The organism is Mesorhizobium sp. C268A (genome assembly GCF_040324475.1).
In the GTDB taxonomy this organism is placed as follows: Bacteria; Pseudomonadota; Alphaproteobacteria; order Rhizobiales; family Rhizobiaceae; genus Mesorhizobium.
Genome location: NZ_JAMYVX010000001.1, coordinates 255,842 through 272,178, shown reverse-complemented (window position 1 = coordinate 272,178; position 16,337 = coordinate 255,842). Strand labels below are relative to the sequence as shown.

At 58.5% G+C, this 16,337-nt stretch carries 20 protein-coding genes and 3 pseudogenes; 13 read left to right on the top strand and 10 right to left on the bottom strand.

Annotated features, from left to right (window positions below; translation table 11 throughout):
- The first annotated feature begins 237 nt into the window (after window positions 1–237).
- Window positions 238–522, top strand: coding sequence for a hypothetical protein (locus tag NKL06_RS01405; RefSeq protein ID WP_023673895.1), 285 nt, complete (start codon window positions 238–240; stop codon window positions 520–522).
- Window positions 523–656: 134 nt separating this feature from the next.
- Here NKL06_RS01405 and NKL06_RS01400 read toward each other — a convergent pair whose 3' ends face one another.
- The 3 genes from NKL06_RS01400 to NKL06_RS01390 form a co-directional block, all read right to left on the bottom strand.
- Window positions 657–884, bottom strand: a complete 228-nt coding sequence (locus NKL06_RS01400; protein WP_023673160.1) for a KTSC domain-containing protein — start codon at window positions 882–884, stop codon at window positions 657–659.
- Window positions 885–925: 41 nt separating this feature from the next.
- The gene (locus NKL06_RS01395; RefSeq protein WP_023699326.1) at window positions 926–1,120 is read right to left on the bottom strand and encodes a hypothetical protein; all 195 of its coding nucleotides are present in this window, start codon (window positions 1,118–1,120) and stop codon (window positions 926–928) included.
- Window positions 1,121–1,313: 193 nt separating this feature from the next.
- A complete protein-coding gene (locus NKL06_RS01390) occupies window positions 1,314–1,499 on the bottom strand; it encodes a DUF3606 domain-containing protein (protein ID WP_023815822.1) in 186 nt (61 codons plus the stop codon).
- 126 nt (window positions 1,500–1,625) lie between these two features.
- Here NKL06_RS01390 and NKL06_RS01385 point away from each other — a divergent pair.
- The 3 genes and pseudogenes from NKL06_RS01385 to NKL06_RS01375 all read left to right on the top strand — a co-directional run bounded on the left by NKL06_RS01385 (window position 1,626) and on the right by NKL06_RS01375 (window position 3,227).
- Window positions 1,626–2,491, top strand: a pseudogene (locus NKL06_RS01385) (ATP-dependent DNA ligase).
- A 275-nt stretch (window positions 2,492–2,766) separates the two neighbouring features.
- Window positions 2,767–2,925 (top strand): hypothetical protein, encoded by a 159-nt coding sequence (locus tag NKL06_RS01380; RefSeq protein WP_155929886.1) that lies wholly within the window; start codon window positions 2,767–2,769, stop codon window positions 2,923–2,925.
- A complete protein-coding gene (locus NKL06_RS01375; protein ID WP_023673877.1) occupies window positions 2,922–3,227 on the top strand; it encodes a hypothetical protein in 306 nt (101 codons plus the stop codon). The genes NKL06_RS01380 and NKL06_RS01375 overlap by 4 nt, the downstream gene beginning before the upstream one ends.
- A gap of 146 nt (window positions 3,228–3,373) precedes the next feature.
- Here the strand turns inward: NKL06_RS01375 and NKL06_RS01370 are convergent, their stop codons facing one another.
- The gene (locus NKL06_RS01370; protein WP_352580033.1) at window positions 3,374–4,342 is read right to left on the bottom strand and encodes a hypothetical protein; all 969 of its coding nucleotides are present in this window, start codon (window positions 4,340–4,342) and stop codon (window positions 3,374–3,376) included.
- Between the two features lie 248 nt (window positions 4,343–4,590).
- Between NKL06_RS01370 and NKL06_RS01365 the strand changes: the two genes are divergently transcribed.
- Window positions 4,591–4,830 carry a hypothetical protein gene (locus NKL06_RS01365; protein WP_023695015.1) on the top strand — a complete coding sequence of 80 codons (240 nt, stop codon included), beginning with the start codon at window positions 4,591–4,593 and terminating at the stop codon, window positions 4,828–4,830.
- Between the two features lie 89 nt (window positions 4,831–4,919).
- Here NKL06_RS01365 and NKL06_RS01360 read toward each other — a convergent pair whose 3' ends face one another.
- On the bottom strand, window positions 4,920–5,132 hold the full coding sequence (locus tag NKL06_RS01360; protein ID WP_023695016.1) for a hypothetical protein: 213 nt from the start codon (window positions 5,130–5,132) through the stop codon (window positions 4,920–4,922).
- A 359-nt stretch (window positions 5,133–5,491) separates the two neighbouring features.
- Here NKL06_RS01360 and NKL06_RS01355 point away from each other — a divergent pair, with 359 nt between their 5' ends.
- From NKL06_RS01355 to NKL06_RS01345, 3 genes and pseudogenes are all read left to right on the top strand, one after another.
- Complete coding sequence (locus NKL06_RS01355) at window positions 5,492–6,232, top strand: SDR family NAD(P)-dependent oxidoreductase (protein WP_023673881.1); 741 nt, start codon at window positions 5,492–5,494, stop codon at window positions 6,230–6,232.
- A 140-nt stretch (window positions 6,233–6,372) separates the two neighbouring features.
- A complete protein-coding gene (locus tag NKL06_RS01350) occupies window positions 6,373–6,543 on the top strand; it encodes a hypothetical protein (protein ID WP_245262835.1) in 171 nt (56 codons plus the stop codon).
- Window positions 6,544–7,351: 808 nt separating this feature from the next.
- Window positions 7,352–8,547 (top strand): annotated as a pseudogene (locus tag NKL06_RS01345) (IS256 family transposase).
- 706 nt (window positions 8,548–9,253) lie between these two features.
- On the opposite strand, the gene NKL06_RS01340 reads toward NKL06_RS01345, so the two are convergent.
- Window positions 9,254–10,402 carry an ATP-binding protein gene (locus NKL06_RS01340; protein WP_023690463.1) on the bottom strand — a complete coding sequence of 383 codons (1,149 nt, stop codon included), beginning with the start codon at window positions 10,400–10,402 and terminating at the stop codon, window positions 9,254–9,256.
- Between the two features lie 143 nt (window positions 10,403–10,545).
- Here NKL06_RS01340 and NKL06_RS01335 point away from each other — a divergent pair, with 143 nt between their 5' ends.
- A complete protein-coding gene (locus NKL06_RS01335) occupies window positions 10,546–10,953 on the top strand; it encodes a hypothetical protein (protein WP_352580032.1) in 408 nt (135 codons plus the stop codon).
- A 42-nt stretch (window positions 10,954–10,995) separates the two neighbouring features.
- Here NKL06_RS01335 and NKL06_RS01330 read toward each other — a convergent pair whose 3' ends face one another.
- The 3 genes from NKL06_RS01330 to NKL06_RS01320 all read right to left on the bottom strand — a co-directional run bounded on the left by NKL06_RS01330 (window position 10,996) and on the right by NKL06_RS01320 (window position 11,797).
- Entirely contained in the window at window positions 10,996–11,286 is a 291-nt protein-coding gene (locus NKL06_RS01330; protein WP_352581168.1) for a helix-turn-helix domain-containing protein, read from the bottom strand.
- Window positions 11,287–11,340: 54 nt separating this feature from the next.
- Entirely contained in the window at window positions 11,341–11,520 is a 180-nt protein-coding gene (locus NKL06_RS01325; RefSeq protein ID WP_023697507.1) for a hypothetical protein, read from the bottom strand.
- A gap of 70 nt (window positions 11,521–11,590) precedes the next feature.
- Complete coding sequence (locus tag NKL06_RS01320; RefSeq protein ID WP_023690464.1) at window positions 11,591–11,797, bottom strand: CsbD family protein; 207 nt, start codon at window positions 11,795–11,797, stop codon at window positions 11,591–11,593.
- A 1,445-nt stretch (window positions 11,798–13,242) separates the two neighbouring features.
- Between NKL06_RS01320 and NKL06_RS01315 the strand changes: the two are divergent.
- Window positions 13,243–13,462, top strand: a pseudogene (locus NKL06_RS01315) (DUF768 domain-containing protein).
- A gap of 53 nt (window positions 13,463–13,515) precedes the next feature.
- Here NKL06_RS01315 and NKL06_RS01310 read toward each other — a convergent pair.
- Complete coding sequence (locus NKL06_RS01310; RefSeq protein WP_023694917.1) at window positions 13,516–13,794, bottom strand: hypothetical protein; 279 nt, start codon at window positions 13,792–13,794, stop codon at window positions 13,516–13,518.
- 402 nt (window positions 13,795–14,196) lie between these two features.
- On the opposite strand from NKL06_RS01310, the gene NKL06_RS32650 reads away from it, so the two are divergent.
- From NKL06_RS32650 to NKL06_RS01295, 3 genes are all read left to right on the top strand, one after another.
- Window positions 14,197–14,883: a hypothetical protein gene (locus NKL06_RS32650; protein WP_502903718.1), complete on the top strand. Its 687-nt coding sequence runs from the start codon at window positions 14,197–14,199 to the stop codon at window positions 14,881–14,883.
- A gap of 613 nt (window positions 14,884–15,496) precedes the next feature.
- A complete protein-coding gene (locus tag NKL06_RS01300) occupies window positions 15,497–15,823 on the top strand; it encodes a DUF736 domain-containing protein (RefSeq protein WP_023673530.1) in 327 nt (108 codons plus the stop codon).
- Between the two features lie 175 nt (window positions 15,824–15,998).
- Window positions 15,999–16,259, top strand: a complete 261-nt coding sequence (locus tag NKL06_RS01295) for a DNA -binding domain-containing protein (RefSeq protein ID WP_023673529.1) — start codon at window positions 15,999–16,001, stop codon at window positions 16,257–16,259.
- Window positions 16,260–16,337: the final 78 nt, after the last annotated feature.

Here is a 16,337-nt window from a genome sequence, read left to right as displayed (position 1 = left end):
CGCTCGGAAGCAAGCGCGGGCCATCCCTGAACAAGTCCGGGGCAACCGGCCAGGCAATTGCAGCATCGATGGTGGCCGCCGGCCGCCTTGACCGAACTTGCGGGCCAATTCCTCCTAGGTTGACGACGAAATATCGGTAGCAATTCTACAATTTTCAATTTGGCTGGAAACCCTTTCTACCCGCAAGCGTTGAATTAGCACGGCTGCATTCAAGCAGTTGCATTCGGAGGAATTTTGATGAATTCGAAAATGCTCATTCTCGGCGCGACATTTGCCCTTATGACCGGATCGGCCTTTGCCGGCAGTTCCACTGGCACGTCTGCGCTCGACGATCCTGCAAAAATGTCTCCTTTCTTCACGGACAGCAGCATGAAGACCATGAAGTCTGAGGCCGAAGCGAAAACCGCTTGGTCGGCTATGTCTCAGGAGGATAAGGACGCTGTGATGAAGGACTGCGCTGACGCAGATATTGCGAAGGCCCATGAGAACTTCTGCAAAGCTGCGATGATGATGGGCAAATAGGCCCAGCACCTAGCTTAATATAATACGCGCCCGCTGGCCCGGCCGGCGGGCGTTTTCGTTTGCCCTCGGAACCTGGTCAATTCGCACAGTTGCTCCCCTGCGATGGCGCGGGCCGCCTCGAATCTGAAATTCTGTCAATCGCCCGACGCGGCTGCTGCCCTCCCTGCCGCGAGCCGGAATGCATAACGATTGCGGATGTGGCTGTTAAAATAGACGCCCTTGGCAAAGGCAGCTTTGAACGCGGCAACGGCCTCAGCAGGTACGTCCAAAAACTCGTAATGCTTCCCGCTCGCTACAAACCAAACCGAGAGAACCCTGGTGTTCGGGTCATAGTCGAACTTGCGTATCGAAGTCGACGGCATGGTATGCCATCCAAACTCAGCTAGCCGAGTTGGATCGCCAGCTACAGGCTGAAACTGTATTCGAATATGTGGCCGCGCTTTTCGTCGGCAACCCTGATCCAGATGGGCTCGGTGGTGCGCAGAGTGATGTCGCGCTCTGTCGCTTCCCGCGCCGCCCTGATCGGCGTTGTCGCGTTGACGATGTGGGTAGCCGTCACGGTATCGCCGTCCATTTCCTCAACGTGGTATTTCGGCACTTTTGTTCCTAGGCGTCTAGTTCGATAGGCTGATCGTGATCCGGATCGGAATGATAAGCGACCTGGCGAAAATCGCGCATGTCGATCTGTTGGCCGCAAACAGGGCAAGGCATGAAATGATCGAGCTCGCTCGCGGGCGGGCCTTCATGTCGGTGCCCAATTATTGGTCTGCCGAGATCCGATAGCCTGGTCATTATTTCCGCAGAGCCTTCGCTTCTCGCTCCAGCGTTTCGCGTTGGTTGCCGTGCTTCGCGATCAGCTCTTTCACCTGCTGGGGTGTGATGCCGGTCTTTGTTGCGAAATACTCGACTTCATAATCCTCATCGGCCGAGACCCGGTCCCGATCGCGGAAGTCCCGCTTGCTCTTGTCGTCGGCCATATCGATTCCTCCTTCGCTCATCCCGCAACGCCGAGTTGACGAGTTTGTTGCACCCAAGAGGCTGATTTCCAGTTTCGGAACTATTTTAGCTTAATCTTATTGAATCGCCGGAGGGCGGATCAGTGCATGCGTTTGAAGTTCATCGAGCCGTTGATGCCGACCCTTGTGGAGAACCCTCCCGAGGGTGAAGGCTGGACCCACGAGGTCAAGTTCGACGGCTACCGATCGCAGATGATCATCGATGAAGACGGCACACGCATTTATACGCGCAACGGCCACGACTGGACGGCGAAATATCGCGACCTGGTGAGAGAGGCCAAGCGCCTTGGTGCCGAAAGCGCCATTGTCGACGGCGAGATAGTCGTTCTGAACGACAAGGGCCTTTCGGACTTCGCAGCGCTGCGCAAAGCCATTACCCGCCGGCAGCACGACTTGTATTTTGTTGCCTTTGATCTGCTTCATCTTAACGGCCACGATCTGCGCGATATGGCGCTAGAGGAGCGGCGCGAGATCCTGGCCGGCATGATCGAGCCCGGCGGGCGTATTCAGTTCAGCGAGCCCTTGCCGGGGGAAGCCAAGGCCATCTTTCACTTGCTCGACAAGGCCGGACTTGAAGGCATGGTGTCGAAGCGGAAGGACAGCAAATACCGAAGCGGTCCGTCGACCAACTGGCTGAAGGCCAAGTGCTATGCGATTGACGAGTTCGATCTGCTCGGCGTCGAGCGTGAAGCGGGCAAGCCGGCTTTCGCTCTGATGGCTGAGCGCGGCACCGGGCGCTATGTCGGCAGCGCATTCGTCACCTTGAACCGGGAAATGCGCGAGAGGCTATGGAAACGCGTCCAGGAGCACCCAGGCACGGCGCCCAAGGGCGTCATGAAGCGGCCTGCGACGCAATGGGTCAAGCCGGGCTGATCGGCCGCGTGAAGCACTTGCGTGTGGAGGATGACCTGCGGCATGCATCGCTGCAGGACTTCCGCGAGGAGAACAAATAGCAGCTCCACAACTGGCCATCGCTTTTGCGAGAGGCGCGCATCCCAACGCCGCAAAGGCCGAGCTGAACGCGATACCGCAGGAACTCGCCTCACGCTGATCAACGGTTAACACGGCTAAGGACGCCTAACACTGTCATTGCAAAGAATAGGAAAGGAGTTTTTAGACATTCATTCATCTATCCGTGCTTTCTAATGAGCTATGTCTTTCAGCACCTTCACCCGGATATTGGAGGATGTCGTGGATGATAATTGATGCCGCCAGCGGAGGTTTCCGCATGGCACATCTTACCGCCGACTACGCCTATCTGATCGCGTTCCCGTTTTTCGATCAATACCCAATCAATCACTCAACGACTGTCACCGTCCCGCTGGTTGCGAGCAAAATCCCGCCGGCCTTGGTTTGGAAAAGGGGCCATCCTGGATGCGAATTATGACAAAGATTTTTGAGATCCTGGTGGGAAGCATGGCGATTGGAGCCGTTCTCGCAAATCTTTGCATGCCGGCGAACGCCGCAGTTGGCGACGACGGAACCACTGCCCCCACTGGCACGAGCGGTGCCACTGTCGGAACCGAGTCCCCCGACCATCCGACCAATACGGATCTGCCTCGCATTGTCGACGCTATGTCGAGCGCCGAAATCACTCGGTTCAAGAAGCGCTGCATCGACGTGATCGAGAGCCGGGGCGTTTATGATCGTGACCTGCGCCAGCTCTGCCTGCTGATCTGGCGCCACTAACCAAACCGTTCGCAAGTGCCGGAGCTGTCGACATGACACTCTCCAGTTCCGACAGTAGAGGCCCGCCCACCGAAAGGTTGGCGGGCTTTTAGCTAGCGGCCCTTACCCTACGGTTGGGTAAGTGTTTCCGCCCGATTATCCGCGCCCTAAAAGCGCATCCCCTCGATGCCATCTTCACGCACTTCCCAATCATCCCCACCGTCTAAGTCCGAATTCTTGGCCCTGAAGGTTTCAAGATAGTCGACTATCTGAGGGTCGTTCGGGTCGAACGCTTGCCAATGTGGATCATCATCGACGTTGGCCAGATCGAGAAACTCGGTGATGTCCACCCCGCCATTGAGGGCGGCGACGCCAGAGTTCAAGCCGATGTATCTCAGGTTGAAGTCAAAGCGAAAATCGGGTGACCGGAAGAACTTGGCCCTGTCGCAGTCCGGGAAAGGCCGGGCTCGGAAGTGGTCCATCAAGCGCTGCTTTTCAGCGATGCCTTCAGTAACTGAAATCATGTATGTTTCCGGCCGTGACAGACTTTCGTTGATCCGGCCGGCCGGCTTCCTCATGGCGCCCCAGAGGTGAGGCAAGCCAATTGCAGAGAAGAAATCCTGACCGATCGATTCGCCGGGCCAAAATTTAGGGTTGTATGGTCGAACGACAACACGATCAGGTCCGAGCGCCTCAACAAACGGTCGCAGGATTTCGTAGAAATCAAGTTGATATTCCGCGACTTCGATGGGGCCCGTCAGGTAGTCTTTGACGCATTGCGCATACACGCTCTCAAGCAAGTGATCGAAGCGCCGCAAATAGAACACCACCTTCACCTCGGCGCCAATATCCAACAGACCCTGAAAAAAAGATGGATGAGTGCTGGCTCGCGAAAATTCCTCGCCTGACATCAGCAACGTCTCGCAATCGGAATCGAGTGCGAAGAACGCGCCAACGTTCTGCTCAAACGATTTGCTGTCGTCGTAACCGATTGCGGCTATGCTGTGCTGCGGCCCGAACGCTTCATTGGCCGGGTCGTGGGGTCGGGGTAATGGATCGAGTTCCCCGCCAACAGATCCCGATTGGAGGCCAGGCTCGCCTGAAGATAAGAGCTTCCAGTCTTGTGAATTCCGCAATGCAAAATAAACTTCTTATAGCGCCTCAATGGCCGCCACTCCCGTTCACTCCTGATTGTTTATCAGGCGCCACTGCGTGCGCTCGGGACCATACCATGGACCGCAGTTGGTGGCATTACCCCGAATGCATACGGCAGGGCAGATGACGGACGCTAGTCCGCGGCGACATTGCGCCGGTGCTTCCAATCGAACGAAACGCCGGCCGGGGCCAGGCGGTAAGTGCTCTCGCCGGAGGTGGATCAGACAGTATGAGCGGCATTGATCTGATCTCCAATCTCGCAGCGACCATGGCTCCGGTCATGGAGCAGATGGGCGTTATCGCAGCTTCAGAACTCGGTCCCGAAACGCTGCAAGATCGAATTCGCGCCGAGGCTTATGCAAGCGGAAGCGTGGTGGTCGGCCGATATGAGGTGGGCTGCGTGGTCACGACGAATGTAGGCACCACGGTCATGCGCCCGCGCTCCCCTCGTCCAGCCCGCTCGAGCTGAAATTGACTGCTCAACGATGGAGGCGGAGAAGGCGCACTAGAGCGGTCCGACCGCTACAGCGATAGCGCCATCAAGACAGCGCTGCTACGTCAGAGCAGCAGGTGAATTGTCACAAGCTCGATGATCAGCAAAACGGCGCACACCGTGCCCGCAAGGGCATAGCCTCTCCAATAGGCACGGATATCCTGATCGGTTTGGAATGCTTCTAGCCAGAGCCCGTCGGGGAAGACGCCAAGGCAAATTGGGATAGGCATCGCGGCTGGCACGATTGTATCAGGTGCTAAAGCATCTCTGCCCAACATGCAGGCGGCTCTCTGACCGCGAAGAACGCATATTAGCCTGCGCTAACTAATGGCGAAAGCCCTTCATCGAAATATCGCCGGCCTGTCCTGATTGTCTCTTTGGTTCTTTCAAACTGGGCAATGGCGTGTCGCCGCAGGAGAGCGGGACAAAGAACAACATCGTCTAGCCCCCTTGACCTGCCAAGAGGCATCTGAACAGGAAAAGGTGACGAAAAGCGCCAGGCGGCGCCGCAAGGCGAAGCTGTGTACGATCTGGAGCTCGCTACCGATCAGGTCATAGCTGGCTCCGGCGCCCCCCAGACCATCTGGCCGCTGGCGAAAATATGCGATCCTGCTAAACTTATCCCGTGTGAACACACATGAATGGGGGCTTTGTGCCGGTATCATATGACCTCATTGGCAAGACAGCCGTCGTAACCGGCGGAGCAAAGAGTATCGGCAAGGCAATCGTAGAGCGCCTTGTAGCGTCGGGTGCTTCAGTGCACGTGTGGGATCGAGATCAGATCGAACTGAAGGGTGTGGTGTCTACGAAGGTCGATATTACCAGCCGCGATCAGGTAACCCATGCGATCAACATGATCGTCGATCGTGGCCTGCGTATAGACGTTCTGGTTAACAACGCCGGTTATCTAGGAACCCTTCACCCGTTTGACCAACACGAACCTGCAGACTGGCGAAGCATCATCGAAACCAATCTGATCGGCACGATGCAAGTGACGCAGTTGGTTTTGCCCCACATGCGAAAATGGGGTGTTGGCCGCATTGTCAATATGGGCTCTTTGGCGGGCAAGGAAGGACTTGCCAACCTTGCCGCCTATTCAGCCTCCAGCGCAGGTATCGTAGTCTTCACAAAGGCGCTTGGGCGTGAGGTTGCCAATACAAACATACGCGTGAACTGCGTCGCTCCTGGGCCAATCGATACTGACATGATCCGAAACCTCGGGGTCGCAGCTGTCGAGACAATGATCGCCGATAGTCCAATGAACCGGCTCGGCCGGGTCGAAGAAGTTGCCCACATGGTGGCCTGGCTGTGCTCGGACGCCAGCAACTTCAATACCGGCGCGGTATTCGACATGTCGGGTGGGCGGGCGCGTTACTAAGCGCCGACTGTCTCGGTGCTTTCAGGTGGCCCGGCGTCACCGTGGACCAAATACTCCCACCCCTAAACGGCGACCTATGTGATCCCCTCATGGCAACTCTGCGGTACGAGGTAAGGCGGGAACCGGATGGGACGTGGACGGTGTTCGACGTGTTCACCGGGCAGCCGGCTATTATGGTGGGCCACCCTTCTGTCGACCTTCCCGACATGGAGTATGCTGAAGAGCTGGCAGCCATCCTGAATGCCAACAACCTGAAGCATAGGCTATATCACGGGAGGTCCCCGAAGGTTCGCCTGACCGAGGTGGCATGACAAGTTAGCCATTCAACCAGCCTTCGTACTGCCCATCCAGGATGGCTCGTCCGATTCCGAGCAAGCATTAGTTATTGAACTACCGACTACGACGGTCTTAAATCGACTTCCCATTGCGTTTCGTAGGGAGGATGTGATGGGCAAGGTGGTGCCAATTCGCAGGGCCACGCCTTGCGTGGAAGTAGTCGGAGCCAGTGGCGAATGGGTAGGGTCGTCCGCATCATAGAGACCGACCAGGAAATTACACGCTCATTCGGCCTGAATCGTTTGCGCTGTCCTTCGCAGAAAGCCAGCGGATACGCCTGCATCTCGACAAAAAGCTCTGGGTGAACGGTGCTAAATCCCCGAGCCGTCCAGTTGCTGGCTGTCTTGCCTCCCCAGGGCGCCGGCATGGAGGCTCGGTTTCGGCAGTAACGTCGAGACGATGCGCTCGACGAGCCTGAAGGTCGATCGTGAAAAATCGGACGCTCAAAGCTCCTGCCTCGGGCCGCGTTCTCGCCGCTCAATGATCGTCGAACTGCCTGCGTAGGTGATCAGGTGAAACCAGACCTATTCCTCGCCCGTCACGCCTCTCTTTCAGCCGTGCGACGACTACATGCTGGCCGCTTTCTGAGGATTTTCACCGCGAAGCTGACGGTCCGCTTGCGGCCCCATCTCAGTCATACCGATCACAGGCAGGGCGTGAAGCGCGCGTCGCATTGCGAGTAGGGAAGGTAGTGTGCTGAGAGTTCTGCAATTCGCTGAGAGAGGGCGGTCATGGCAGGCTGGTGATGTTCAACGTCACCGATTCCCTGGAAGGAACGCCACCATGACCAAGACAGAAGGTAAATCGACCAGCGCTGCCGTCAAAGACATTCTGCTTTCGAACCCGGAGGGGCTGCACGAAGTGATCCGTGCGGTAATGCAGGAGGTTCTCGAGGCCGAGATGGAGGAGGCGCTGGGTGCTTCGAAGGGCGAACGCACGCCTGAGCGCCTTGGCTATCGCTCGGGTTACTACGGCCGCACCCTGGTCACCCGGGTGGGCAAGCTTGAGCTGCGGGTTCCACAGGACCGGGCGGGTCACTTCTCCACCGAGCTGTTCGAGCGCTACCAGCGTTCGGAGCGGGCCTTGGTGGCAACGCTTGCGGAGATGTATGTCCAGGGCGTGTCGACCCGCAAGGTCAAGGCGATCACGGAAGAGCTGTGCGGTCATGCCTTCTCGGCTTCGTCGATCTCGGCCATCAACAAGCGCTTGGACGAGAGCCTGAAGGCGTTTGCCGAACGACCTCAGGAGCCGTTTCCTTACCTCATCCTCGATGCGCGCTACGAGAAGGTGCGTGAAGCCGGTGTTGTCATGAGCCAGGCGGTGCTGATCGCGGTCGGTATCGACTGGGACGGAAGGCGCCAGATCCTGGCCGTGGAGATGGCCAATCGCGAGAGCCGCTCGGCCTGGAGGGACTTCCTCGTCGGCCTCAAGGCGCGCGGCCTCAAGGGCGTCGAGTTGGTTGTGTCCGACGATCACGCCGGCCTGGTCGCGGCGATCGGCGAGGTGATCCCCGAAGCCGCCTGGCAACGCTGCTACGTGCACTTCCTCAGGAACGCGCTCGATCATCTGCCGAGGAAGCACGGCGACGACTGCCTGCAGGAATTGCGCTGGCTCTACGACCGGCGCGATCTCGCAGAGGCCAGGGCTGATCTTGCCGCATGGCTGTCCAAATGGTCCGCCCGCTACCCGCGGCTGACCACCTGGGCGGAAGAAGCCATAGAACAGACGCTGACTTTCTTCCGGCTGCCGCGTCAGCATCACAAGCACCTCAAGTCCACCAACATGCTTGAACGGCTCAACGAGGAAATCCGCCGGCGCACCTATGTCGTGCGCATCTTCCCGAACGCCGAAAGCTGCCTGCGCCTGCGCCTGGTCAGCTGGCCGTCGAAACCAATGAAAACTGGATGGAGGCCAACCGCTATATCAACATGGATGATCTGCGCGAGCACAAGAAGCTCGCTCTACGCCAAGCCGCATGACCAGTTTCATGATCGCCCATTTTGCAGAACTTGACGCACACAACCGTAGGGAAGGGCGGATTTAACCCCCAAAACACCCGCGACAGAGATGCTCAAGTCACGCTCTTCAAAGCCATTCTGATTAGACGTGACGCTGCGTTCGCAAAGGGTATCGAGCGGGTTAGTTATGTATGAAAACTGTGACGCCCCGATCGAGCACGGATTCGCACGCATATTTCTCTAACCCACGCCTCTCGGGCGAATGAACCGCCTCTCTGCTTACTCTGGCCGTGCCGTCTTCTTCTCCCGCGGCAGTTCGCGTCTTTGTTTGCAGACGACCACGATCGATTTGTCCCAGCGATCCACTCGCCGCTGGGATAGATGATTGCTTTGCTGATCTTGAGGAACGATGGCCTGATCCGCATGCAACGCGCCCGTTCGAAGAGTCCCGTCGCTTACCTGGCCGTGACAGCGAGCGATGACTTATTCAGGGGTGAGCAAGTTGAGGGTCAGGCATTGGCGGGACAGATAGCAGAGTTGTGCAACAGATTGTTGCACCCGCGACCACGTCGGTAGAGACCCGAGGAGAAATGTCGGCGGCATCACCGCGGACGCTCGTGGTGACCCGAAGCTCTCAATAGAGCTCAATGACCGCTTTGCGTCTAATATGACAGGTCGAGCGCGCTACCCTCTTGCCTGAAAACCGGAACGGCCGGTTGCCGAATGGCTAGTTATCCAGAACCAATCTGACTTTCTGGGCGAGAGCTTGGAGGGTAGCGGGTTTCTGCAGGAGTTGAACGTTTGGATCGATGATCCCATTGCGAACTATGGCATCACGTGCGTAACCGGACGTAAAGAGCACCCTCAAGTCAGGCCGCAATTCAACGGCAGCATCCGCAAATTCCCGACCGTTCATTCCGGGCATGACAACATCCGTCAGCAGCAAGGAAACGTCTCCTCGATCCTCAAGAATGCGCAGGCCTTCAACCCCATTCTCAGCAGAAATCACCGAATAGTCGAGATCCTCGAGCATTTGCATTGTCAGTTGTCTTACACTCGCCTCGTCCTCGACGACGAGGATCAATTCCTCTGGCTTGCCATTGGCAACGTCTTGGCTGTTCGCCCGCCGTGCTCCATCGGCGGGACCATTGTGCCTTGGCAACCAGATGCTGATGGTAGTCCCCACCCCCAGTTTTGAATCGATTTTGACATAGCCACCGGACTGCTTGACGAAGCCAAACACCTGACTCAGCCCAAGGCCGGTTCCCTTGCCGACACCTTTGGTGGTAAAAAACGGCTCGAAGGCTCTTTCCAGAACCTCCGCGCTCATACCCGAGCCCGTGTCCCTCACCGCAATAAGGACGTAGGGGCCGGGGGAAATGCCATGATCTGCAGCAACCGACTGGTCGACCAGGAGTGCAGAGGTTTCGATTGTCAGGGTTCCGCCCTCCGGCATGGCATCGCGAGCGTTGACCGCCAGATTTACGAGGACATTTTCGAGTTGGCTGGGATCAGCGAGCACTGCACCGTCATCGGATTGCACGACCGTATTGAGTGTTACGTGCTCGCCCAGGGTCCGGCGCAAAAGCTCCGACATATCCTGCACCATCCGGCCGACGTCGAGGGATTCAGGGGAAAGCGGCTGCTGCCGGGAAAAAGCCAGTAGCCTTTGCGTCAGCATGGCAGCTTTGTGGGCACCCTCGGTCGCGGCTGCGATCAGTTGGTGCACGCCGGGCTCGCCGCGGTCGACGCGCCGCTGGATCAAGTTGAGTCCTGAGATGACAACTCCCAACATGTTGTTGAAGTCGTGCGCGATACCGCCCGTGAGTTGCCCCACCGCCTCCATTTTCTGGCTTTGGCGCAGCTGATCCTCCAAATTCCTGCGGACGTTGAGGGGGAGCCGTCATCTGATGCTGGCCTCCGATCCAGCCAGCATCTTGAATCACAAAACCACTCTCACGGGAATCCCGCAGATTCAGTCAAAATCTGAACTGCTCTAAGCGTCCATTCAAGCGGCTCGTGATCTGGTTGCTCGTGCCACATCACTTGACGGAAGTCGCGGCGGTCAACCCGCTGGCCGCATATCGGGCCAAAGGTCGAAACGGTCTTGTCCGTCTGCCGGCGAATGTGGTTTGCCGGGGATGCGTGGGCCAAGGGCTGCTATTCTGGTCATGCTCGAACGAACACGATTCCGCGGCAAAAGTTCCGTCAGTTTGGTCTTCTCAGTTGGTGAAAGACATCGCACCAAAAGCGGAAGTCATTTGGTCGGCCGTCGAAATGTGCCTCCAAAGCGCAGTGCGCCACGGCGGTCGGCGCTTCAAGCCCATAGAGTTCGATCGCAGATTGAGCGGCCTGACCTTGGTCGACGAGATCGGCAATCTTCAAAGCCGTAAATCAGCGCTCCGCATTGCGAGCCTTCCGGTATGAGTTCCGAGCCTAAGACGCTCCTGAGTAGGCTTTTCGCCCTTATTATTTTCTCTTCCGCCGGCGCCACTGTCTATTGTCGGTGGCGAGGCCGCTGCCACCTTCTGAGCGGGCGAGCGATGGAGTGCCTTCGACGGTGAAGACGATTCCGGCGTCTTCAAACGCTTTGCGGATCGCCGCGATGTTGTGGGGACGCGATTTCCTGAATCCGTTCTCAAGATCGCTGATGGCCATTTCGCTAAGATCTGCCTTTGCGGCAAGTCGCACACGCGACCAGTTCAGTAGGGCTCGTGCTGCTCTGGATTGATCTGCTGAGAGTACGGTTCGGCTGTCCATAAACAGTCGAACATTCAATATCGCTTAAATGTTCCTCTTGACCTTCTGCGATTTCTAACGGCGTGATGCCGGCCTCTCGGGTAACGCGGCGGGGTTTTCCAATAACTTTGCGGAACGCTGATCGTCACGCCGCAACGTCTTCTTTTTCGGCTTGGTCTTCTCAACCAGATCTGGCCTTTTCGCTATCAGGTAGTCAGCCTTGTTCGTTCGATAGTCTTCTTTGTGGATGGACATTTCTACAATCTCCATTGTGGAGATCAACGCGGCTGGAAGCCGACAAGGTCGATCCGAACGGCGCACCGTCCTAATACGAGTCTTGTCGACCATACCAGTCGTCGACGTCTCGCCGCACGCGATCCTTCTCAATGCCGTAGCGTTCCTGGATCGTACCTTCGAGCTGATCGCGGTTGCCGGCTATGCGGTCGAGATCATCATCAGTGAGCTTGCCCCACTGCTCCTTGACCTTACCTTTGAATTGCTTCCAATTTCCTTCGACGCGATTCCAGTCCATGATGGCGATCTCCTTTCGTTGTCCTTTCGAATAACGGTCGTATGGCTGTCAGGTTCCGCTGCAGGTAAGCGCGCTTGCTTGTGATCTAGCAATGGAACCTAATGCCCGTCGACCGCATGTGTGCGCCGGCCTTTTCCGGTTTGGGAACACAGCCGGCCTTTTGCCGTTGGTCTGGAACAGCTTCGCAAGGAAATGCACGTGCTCGCCGATCCGGGCATCTGGGTCGCGTTGGCGGCTGTGTTCATCCCTTATGGAGTCGGTGTCGCACTGCTTCTGAGGGTAGCCGGTTGATGGACCTGCCAGCGCTGCTCTGGCGTCAGATGAGCGGATTTCCATAGAAGCCGCCTCAACTTGGCGGCGGGGGGTCTTCGCGTTCGGCCATCTGTTCCAAGAGCTTCCTTGACGCAGCCAGGACGCGGCGTACGTGGGGAGTTGAGTTCGCCGACCATATCGATGGCGAAGGCGCCGGACAGGGCGCCACACGTCTTGGCGGGGCGCTCTGAGGGCGTTGGCGATGTCATCGAAGATCGCTTCCATCGGTCGAGTCTCGAACGCCGAACCTGTGAATCCCCTGTTTGTTCCGTCAAAGTCTAACGATCAGGGAAGCGCCATTGAAAGCACGTGCAGTAACGGTTGATTCAACCATTGCTGGTAAATTGTGAAATGTGGGTGGCGGCTCCGACAGTTCGGGGTGGAACTCAATGCCGAAGCCGCCTGCGCAGCCAAGGTTGGGGTTTGACCGCGCCGTCCTATAATGGGACAGCGCGGTCAACGATTCGTTAAAACGTTCTGGAACTAATTAAGCACGCGCTAATTGACTCGCGGTCTCGGGAGTCAGTGCATGCGTGAAGTTCATTCCTCCGATGGTGCCGATTTTGGCGGGACAGGCCTCCCGAGGGCATTGCACAGCGTCACGTACCGGCCGCCGCCTTCGTCTTCCCTCTTCTTAGAGATCCGCCATTCGTTGGGCGAGTGGGTTGTTCGCATCATAGGGAGGAACGGTGAAACGTATTCCCGAGCATTCGAATATGAAGCAGATGCCGTCGCTTTCGCTGGCGATCAGTCTTCTCGTCTAGGATTGGAAGCTCCCCCGAAGCGAGCAACTTGACGAAATCAGCGAGAGACGCGCTGAAGCAGAGCGACTATCTGTTTCGCGGTCTCGTCGGTCCCGATCACTGGCGACTGTCGTGCGTCATCTTTCTGTATGATCGATGACGCCTGTTCGGGGGTGGTATCATCCTCCAGGTCGAACTCACGGACTCCGATGGGGGTTCTTGCCTTACATCTCACACATGGATTTTTGGTGCGAAGCCAATTCATAGTGATTGGGCCGACGTGCGGCCTGATTGAAGGTCAAAAGCTACTTCGGCGGCTGCGAACAGCCTAGTCTATGACCTCGCCACCGAACAGCCGGAACCTAAGCGCTTAATGGAGCTTAAGGCTCCATGAGTACACGCGGTATCAATTTCCTCGATCGCTGGGATCGGCAACAATCTCCCCGAAACGGCGAAGGCCGACACGGTTTCGATAAGTGAGTACACACACAAATTGTACGCCGACGCTAAGGCGCTCGGGATCAGGCGCGAAGAGATCGACGAAGAAGTTGACAGCCTATATCGGACGCTGGTCGATGCGCCTTCGGAACTTACCCCCCCTATAAATTAGCAGGGGAGGCACGGCATTCTTCAAGCCGTCGCTCTTATCCTTTCCCGATAGCTTCACCGGACATCGCGCTGGCCGACACCTTCTTGCGCAATGCCGCAGTGTGCCTCGATGGCGCTGACCGGGCGGCGGATCTGGGCAGGCGCAATGCGGCCCTTCACGCCATCGCCATCGCCATTGAATTGCTCCTGAAGTCGCATCTTCTCAGAACAGCGACCGACGATCGCTGGAATCGCCGCCATATCGGGCACGATCTCGGCAAGGCCGCTCGTTACGCCGAGAGAGCTGGATTGGGCCTGCCACCGCAACTGCACAGCGTCATCGCCCAGCTTCATCCTCATTTTCAGCGTGGCGGCTTCCAACGGGACCCAGCGCGTTCATGGCCGTCCGGTTTATCGCTCGACGCCCGCCACATCGCGCGGCGGCTTGCTCAGACTCTCATGGAACATAAGCGTCGCGCTAACGACGCCGCTGCTCCTGACTTGAAGATGACCCCACCCCCGCGATCCATTGCGCTGATCCTTGGTCCAGCCGACGGCCTGACGCCATCAACCCGCAAGGGGTCGGACTACGCGAAGCGTGCCGCCGCTCCGGCTTCGCCTTCGCGGTGATTGCGGCCATCCGCCGAACACATCGGGCGCCTGTCAGCGGGGGAGGGTCCTCCGCTTCAAACAGGAGCCGGATCGATGTCCCTCGCCGACGCGCATGCCTTCGCCTTCAGCCTCGCCGCCACCCTCATGGTCGCCATCGTCATCTTTCGTGCCGGCGACGGCACTCTCTCGGTCGTGCCGGCGAACGAGTATGACGGCGACGACACCGCCATCATCGGCGAAATCGACCGTTCGCCCCAGGACGGGGCTAACATTGCCGCTGGCGAAACAGAGCTTTGGCATCTCGCCGGTGCTTTTCGTTGCTATGCTCTGCGCGGCGTTGCGGTGGTGGTGGAAGGCGCAATCGCCAGAGCTATTCTCGGAGACACCACCATGATCATCCTCGGCATGTTCGTTTGTATCGCGGCCATCGGCATCCTGTGCTGGTTGCTCTTCACGCTTGCTATCTTCGCCCTTCCGTTGTTCGCAGGGGTCAGCGCAGTTACGTGGGCATTCAACACCGGCGCCGGCTGGCTTGGCGCGATCCTCGTCGGCATCCTGGCAGCCGGGTTGACGCTCGGCGTCGGCCAAATCCTCCTCGGCGTTATCAGCTCCATGTGGGCGAAGCTGGCGATCACGCTTGTCTTCGTCGCGCCTGCGATGGTTGCCGGCTACCATGCCACCCATGGCATCGCGAAGCACATGATGCCTTCGGAAACCTGGCAGGTCGTCTTCTCCGTCATTGGCGCGACCGCCGTCGGCGTCACGGCATATCTGCGGGTCGCGGGCATGACGTCAGCCGACCAATCCGGCAGGGACGTGGTTCGAGCCTAGACCCCCGCGGGCGGCGCAGGTGGACCAGACCGACGAAGGCCTAGCCTCCTCATTATCGGTGGTTGGAGCAATCGGGTTCCATGCCAGGATCGAGCAACGGCCACGTGCCGGCGCGGCCCCGTCTGGGACTTGGACTTTCTTTGGTCGATGCCCATGGCAGACCGACAAGTCGGTAGCAGGACGGCAGCGCGCGCGGTGGCGGCGGCGTTGCAGGTGCGCGGAATCTGTGCCTGGAATGCGTGGGCGATGCCGGTGAAGCCTGTAGCGATCTGCCGGAGGCGCGTTGCACGCCAACGTCTCCGTTCCCAATCTGTCCCAAGAGCGCTCCAAACGGCCTCTTCAATGGGCTGATCTGGCCGAACGACGGCTGAAGCCTCGACCGCCTAGGCCGCAACGGCGCATCTCGACTTTCTTCCCCTGCCGGCTCCCACCCCATGCCGCAAGCGCATGGGGACCCCGAGCGCCGCCATTCCTCGCGAGACAAGAAAGTCGTTCCTGCGCCGTCCTCCGCGTTGCTCCGGTCGCAAGCGATGCGTCGTCGGTCGCCTTCGGCCACCCGATCGCCATCGAGGCCGCATGGTGCGGGCTCGGGAACAGAAAACGGAGACTTACAATGGCTACCATCGGCACCTTCAAGAAGACCGCCTCGAACGAATTCACCGGGGACATCGTCACCCTCAGCGTCCAAGCCAAGAACGTGCGCATCGTCCCAGACACACGCGCCACCGGCGAGAACGCTCCCAGCCACCGGGTGCTGGTCGGCCGCGCCGAGATCGGCGCCGCCTGGTCGAAGACCTCCAACGAAGGCCGCGATTACCTGGGTCTCAAGCTCGACGATCCGAGCTTCAACGCCCCGATCTACGCCAACCTCTTCGACGACGAGGAAGGGGAGGGTTTCTCGCTCATCTGGTCCCGCCCGAACGCGCGGCGGGGTGACTAAGGACCCGCGCAGGCCCCGGCCGGAAGGCCGGGGCCTTCTTCCGCGGACGTCCGGTTCGATTCACTCAAGCCGAGAGCGATGCCGAAACCGCATCGCCTGATGCTTATCAACCGTCCTCCATCGGCGCTGTTGTTTCTATAAAATGCAGGCTTTCACTGTGAAGACGAGGCAAGCGATGATCGAGCCGTTTGACGAAACCGCGCCGACCAGTGACGAACTCACCGAATACGATCGGGAACACGTCAAGCTCTATGTGCGCCTGCTTGACGCCGCCGACGACGGCGCGGACTGGCGCGAGGTGGTCGAAATCCTCTTCGGCATTGATCTGACGAAGGAGCCACAACGCGCCCGGCGCATCCACGACAGCCATCTGGCGCGAGCGCGCTGGATGGCGCGTGCAGGCTACCGTCATCTCTTGCGTCGACCCGGCAACTAGCACCACAGCGCCTGTGGTTCGCGGGTGATGCCGAAGTGGCATCACCCGATGCCCGGCAAGGGTCTTCCGCCAATCGCT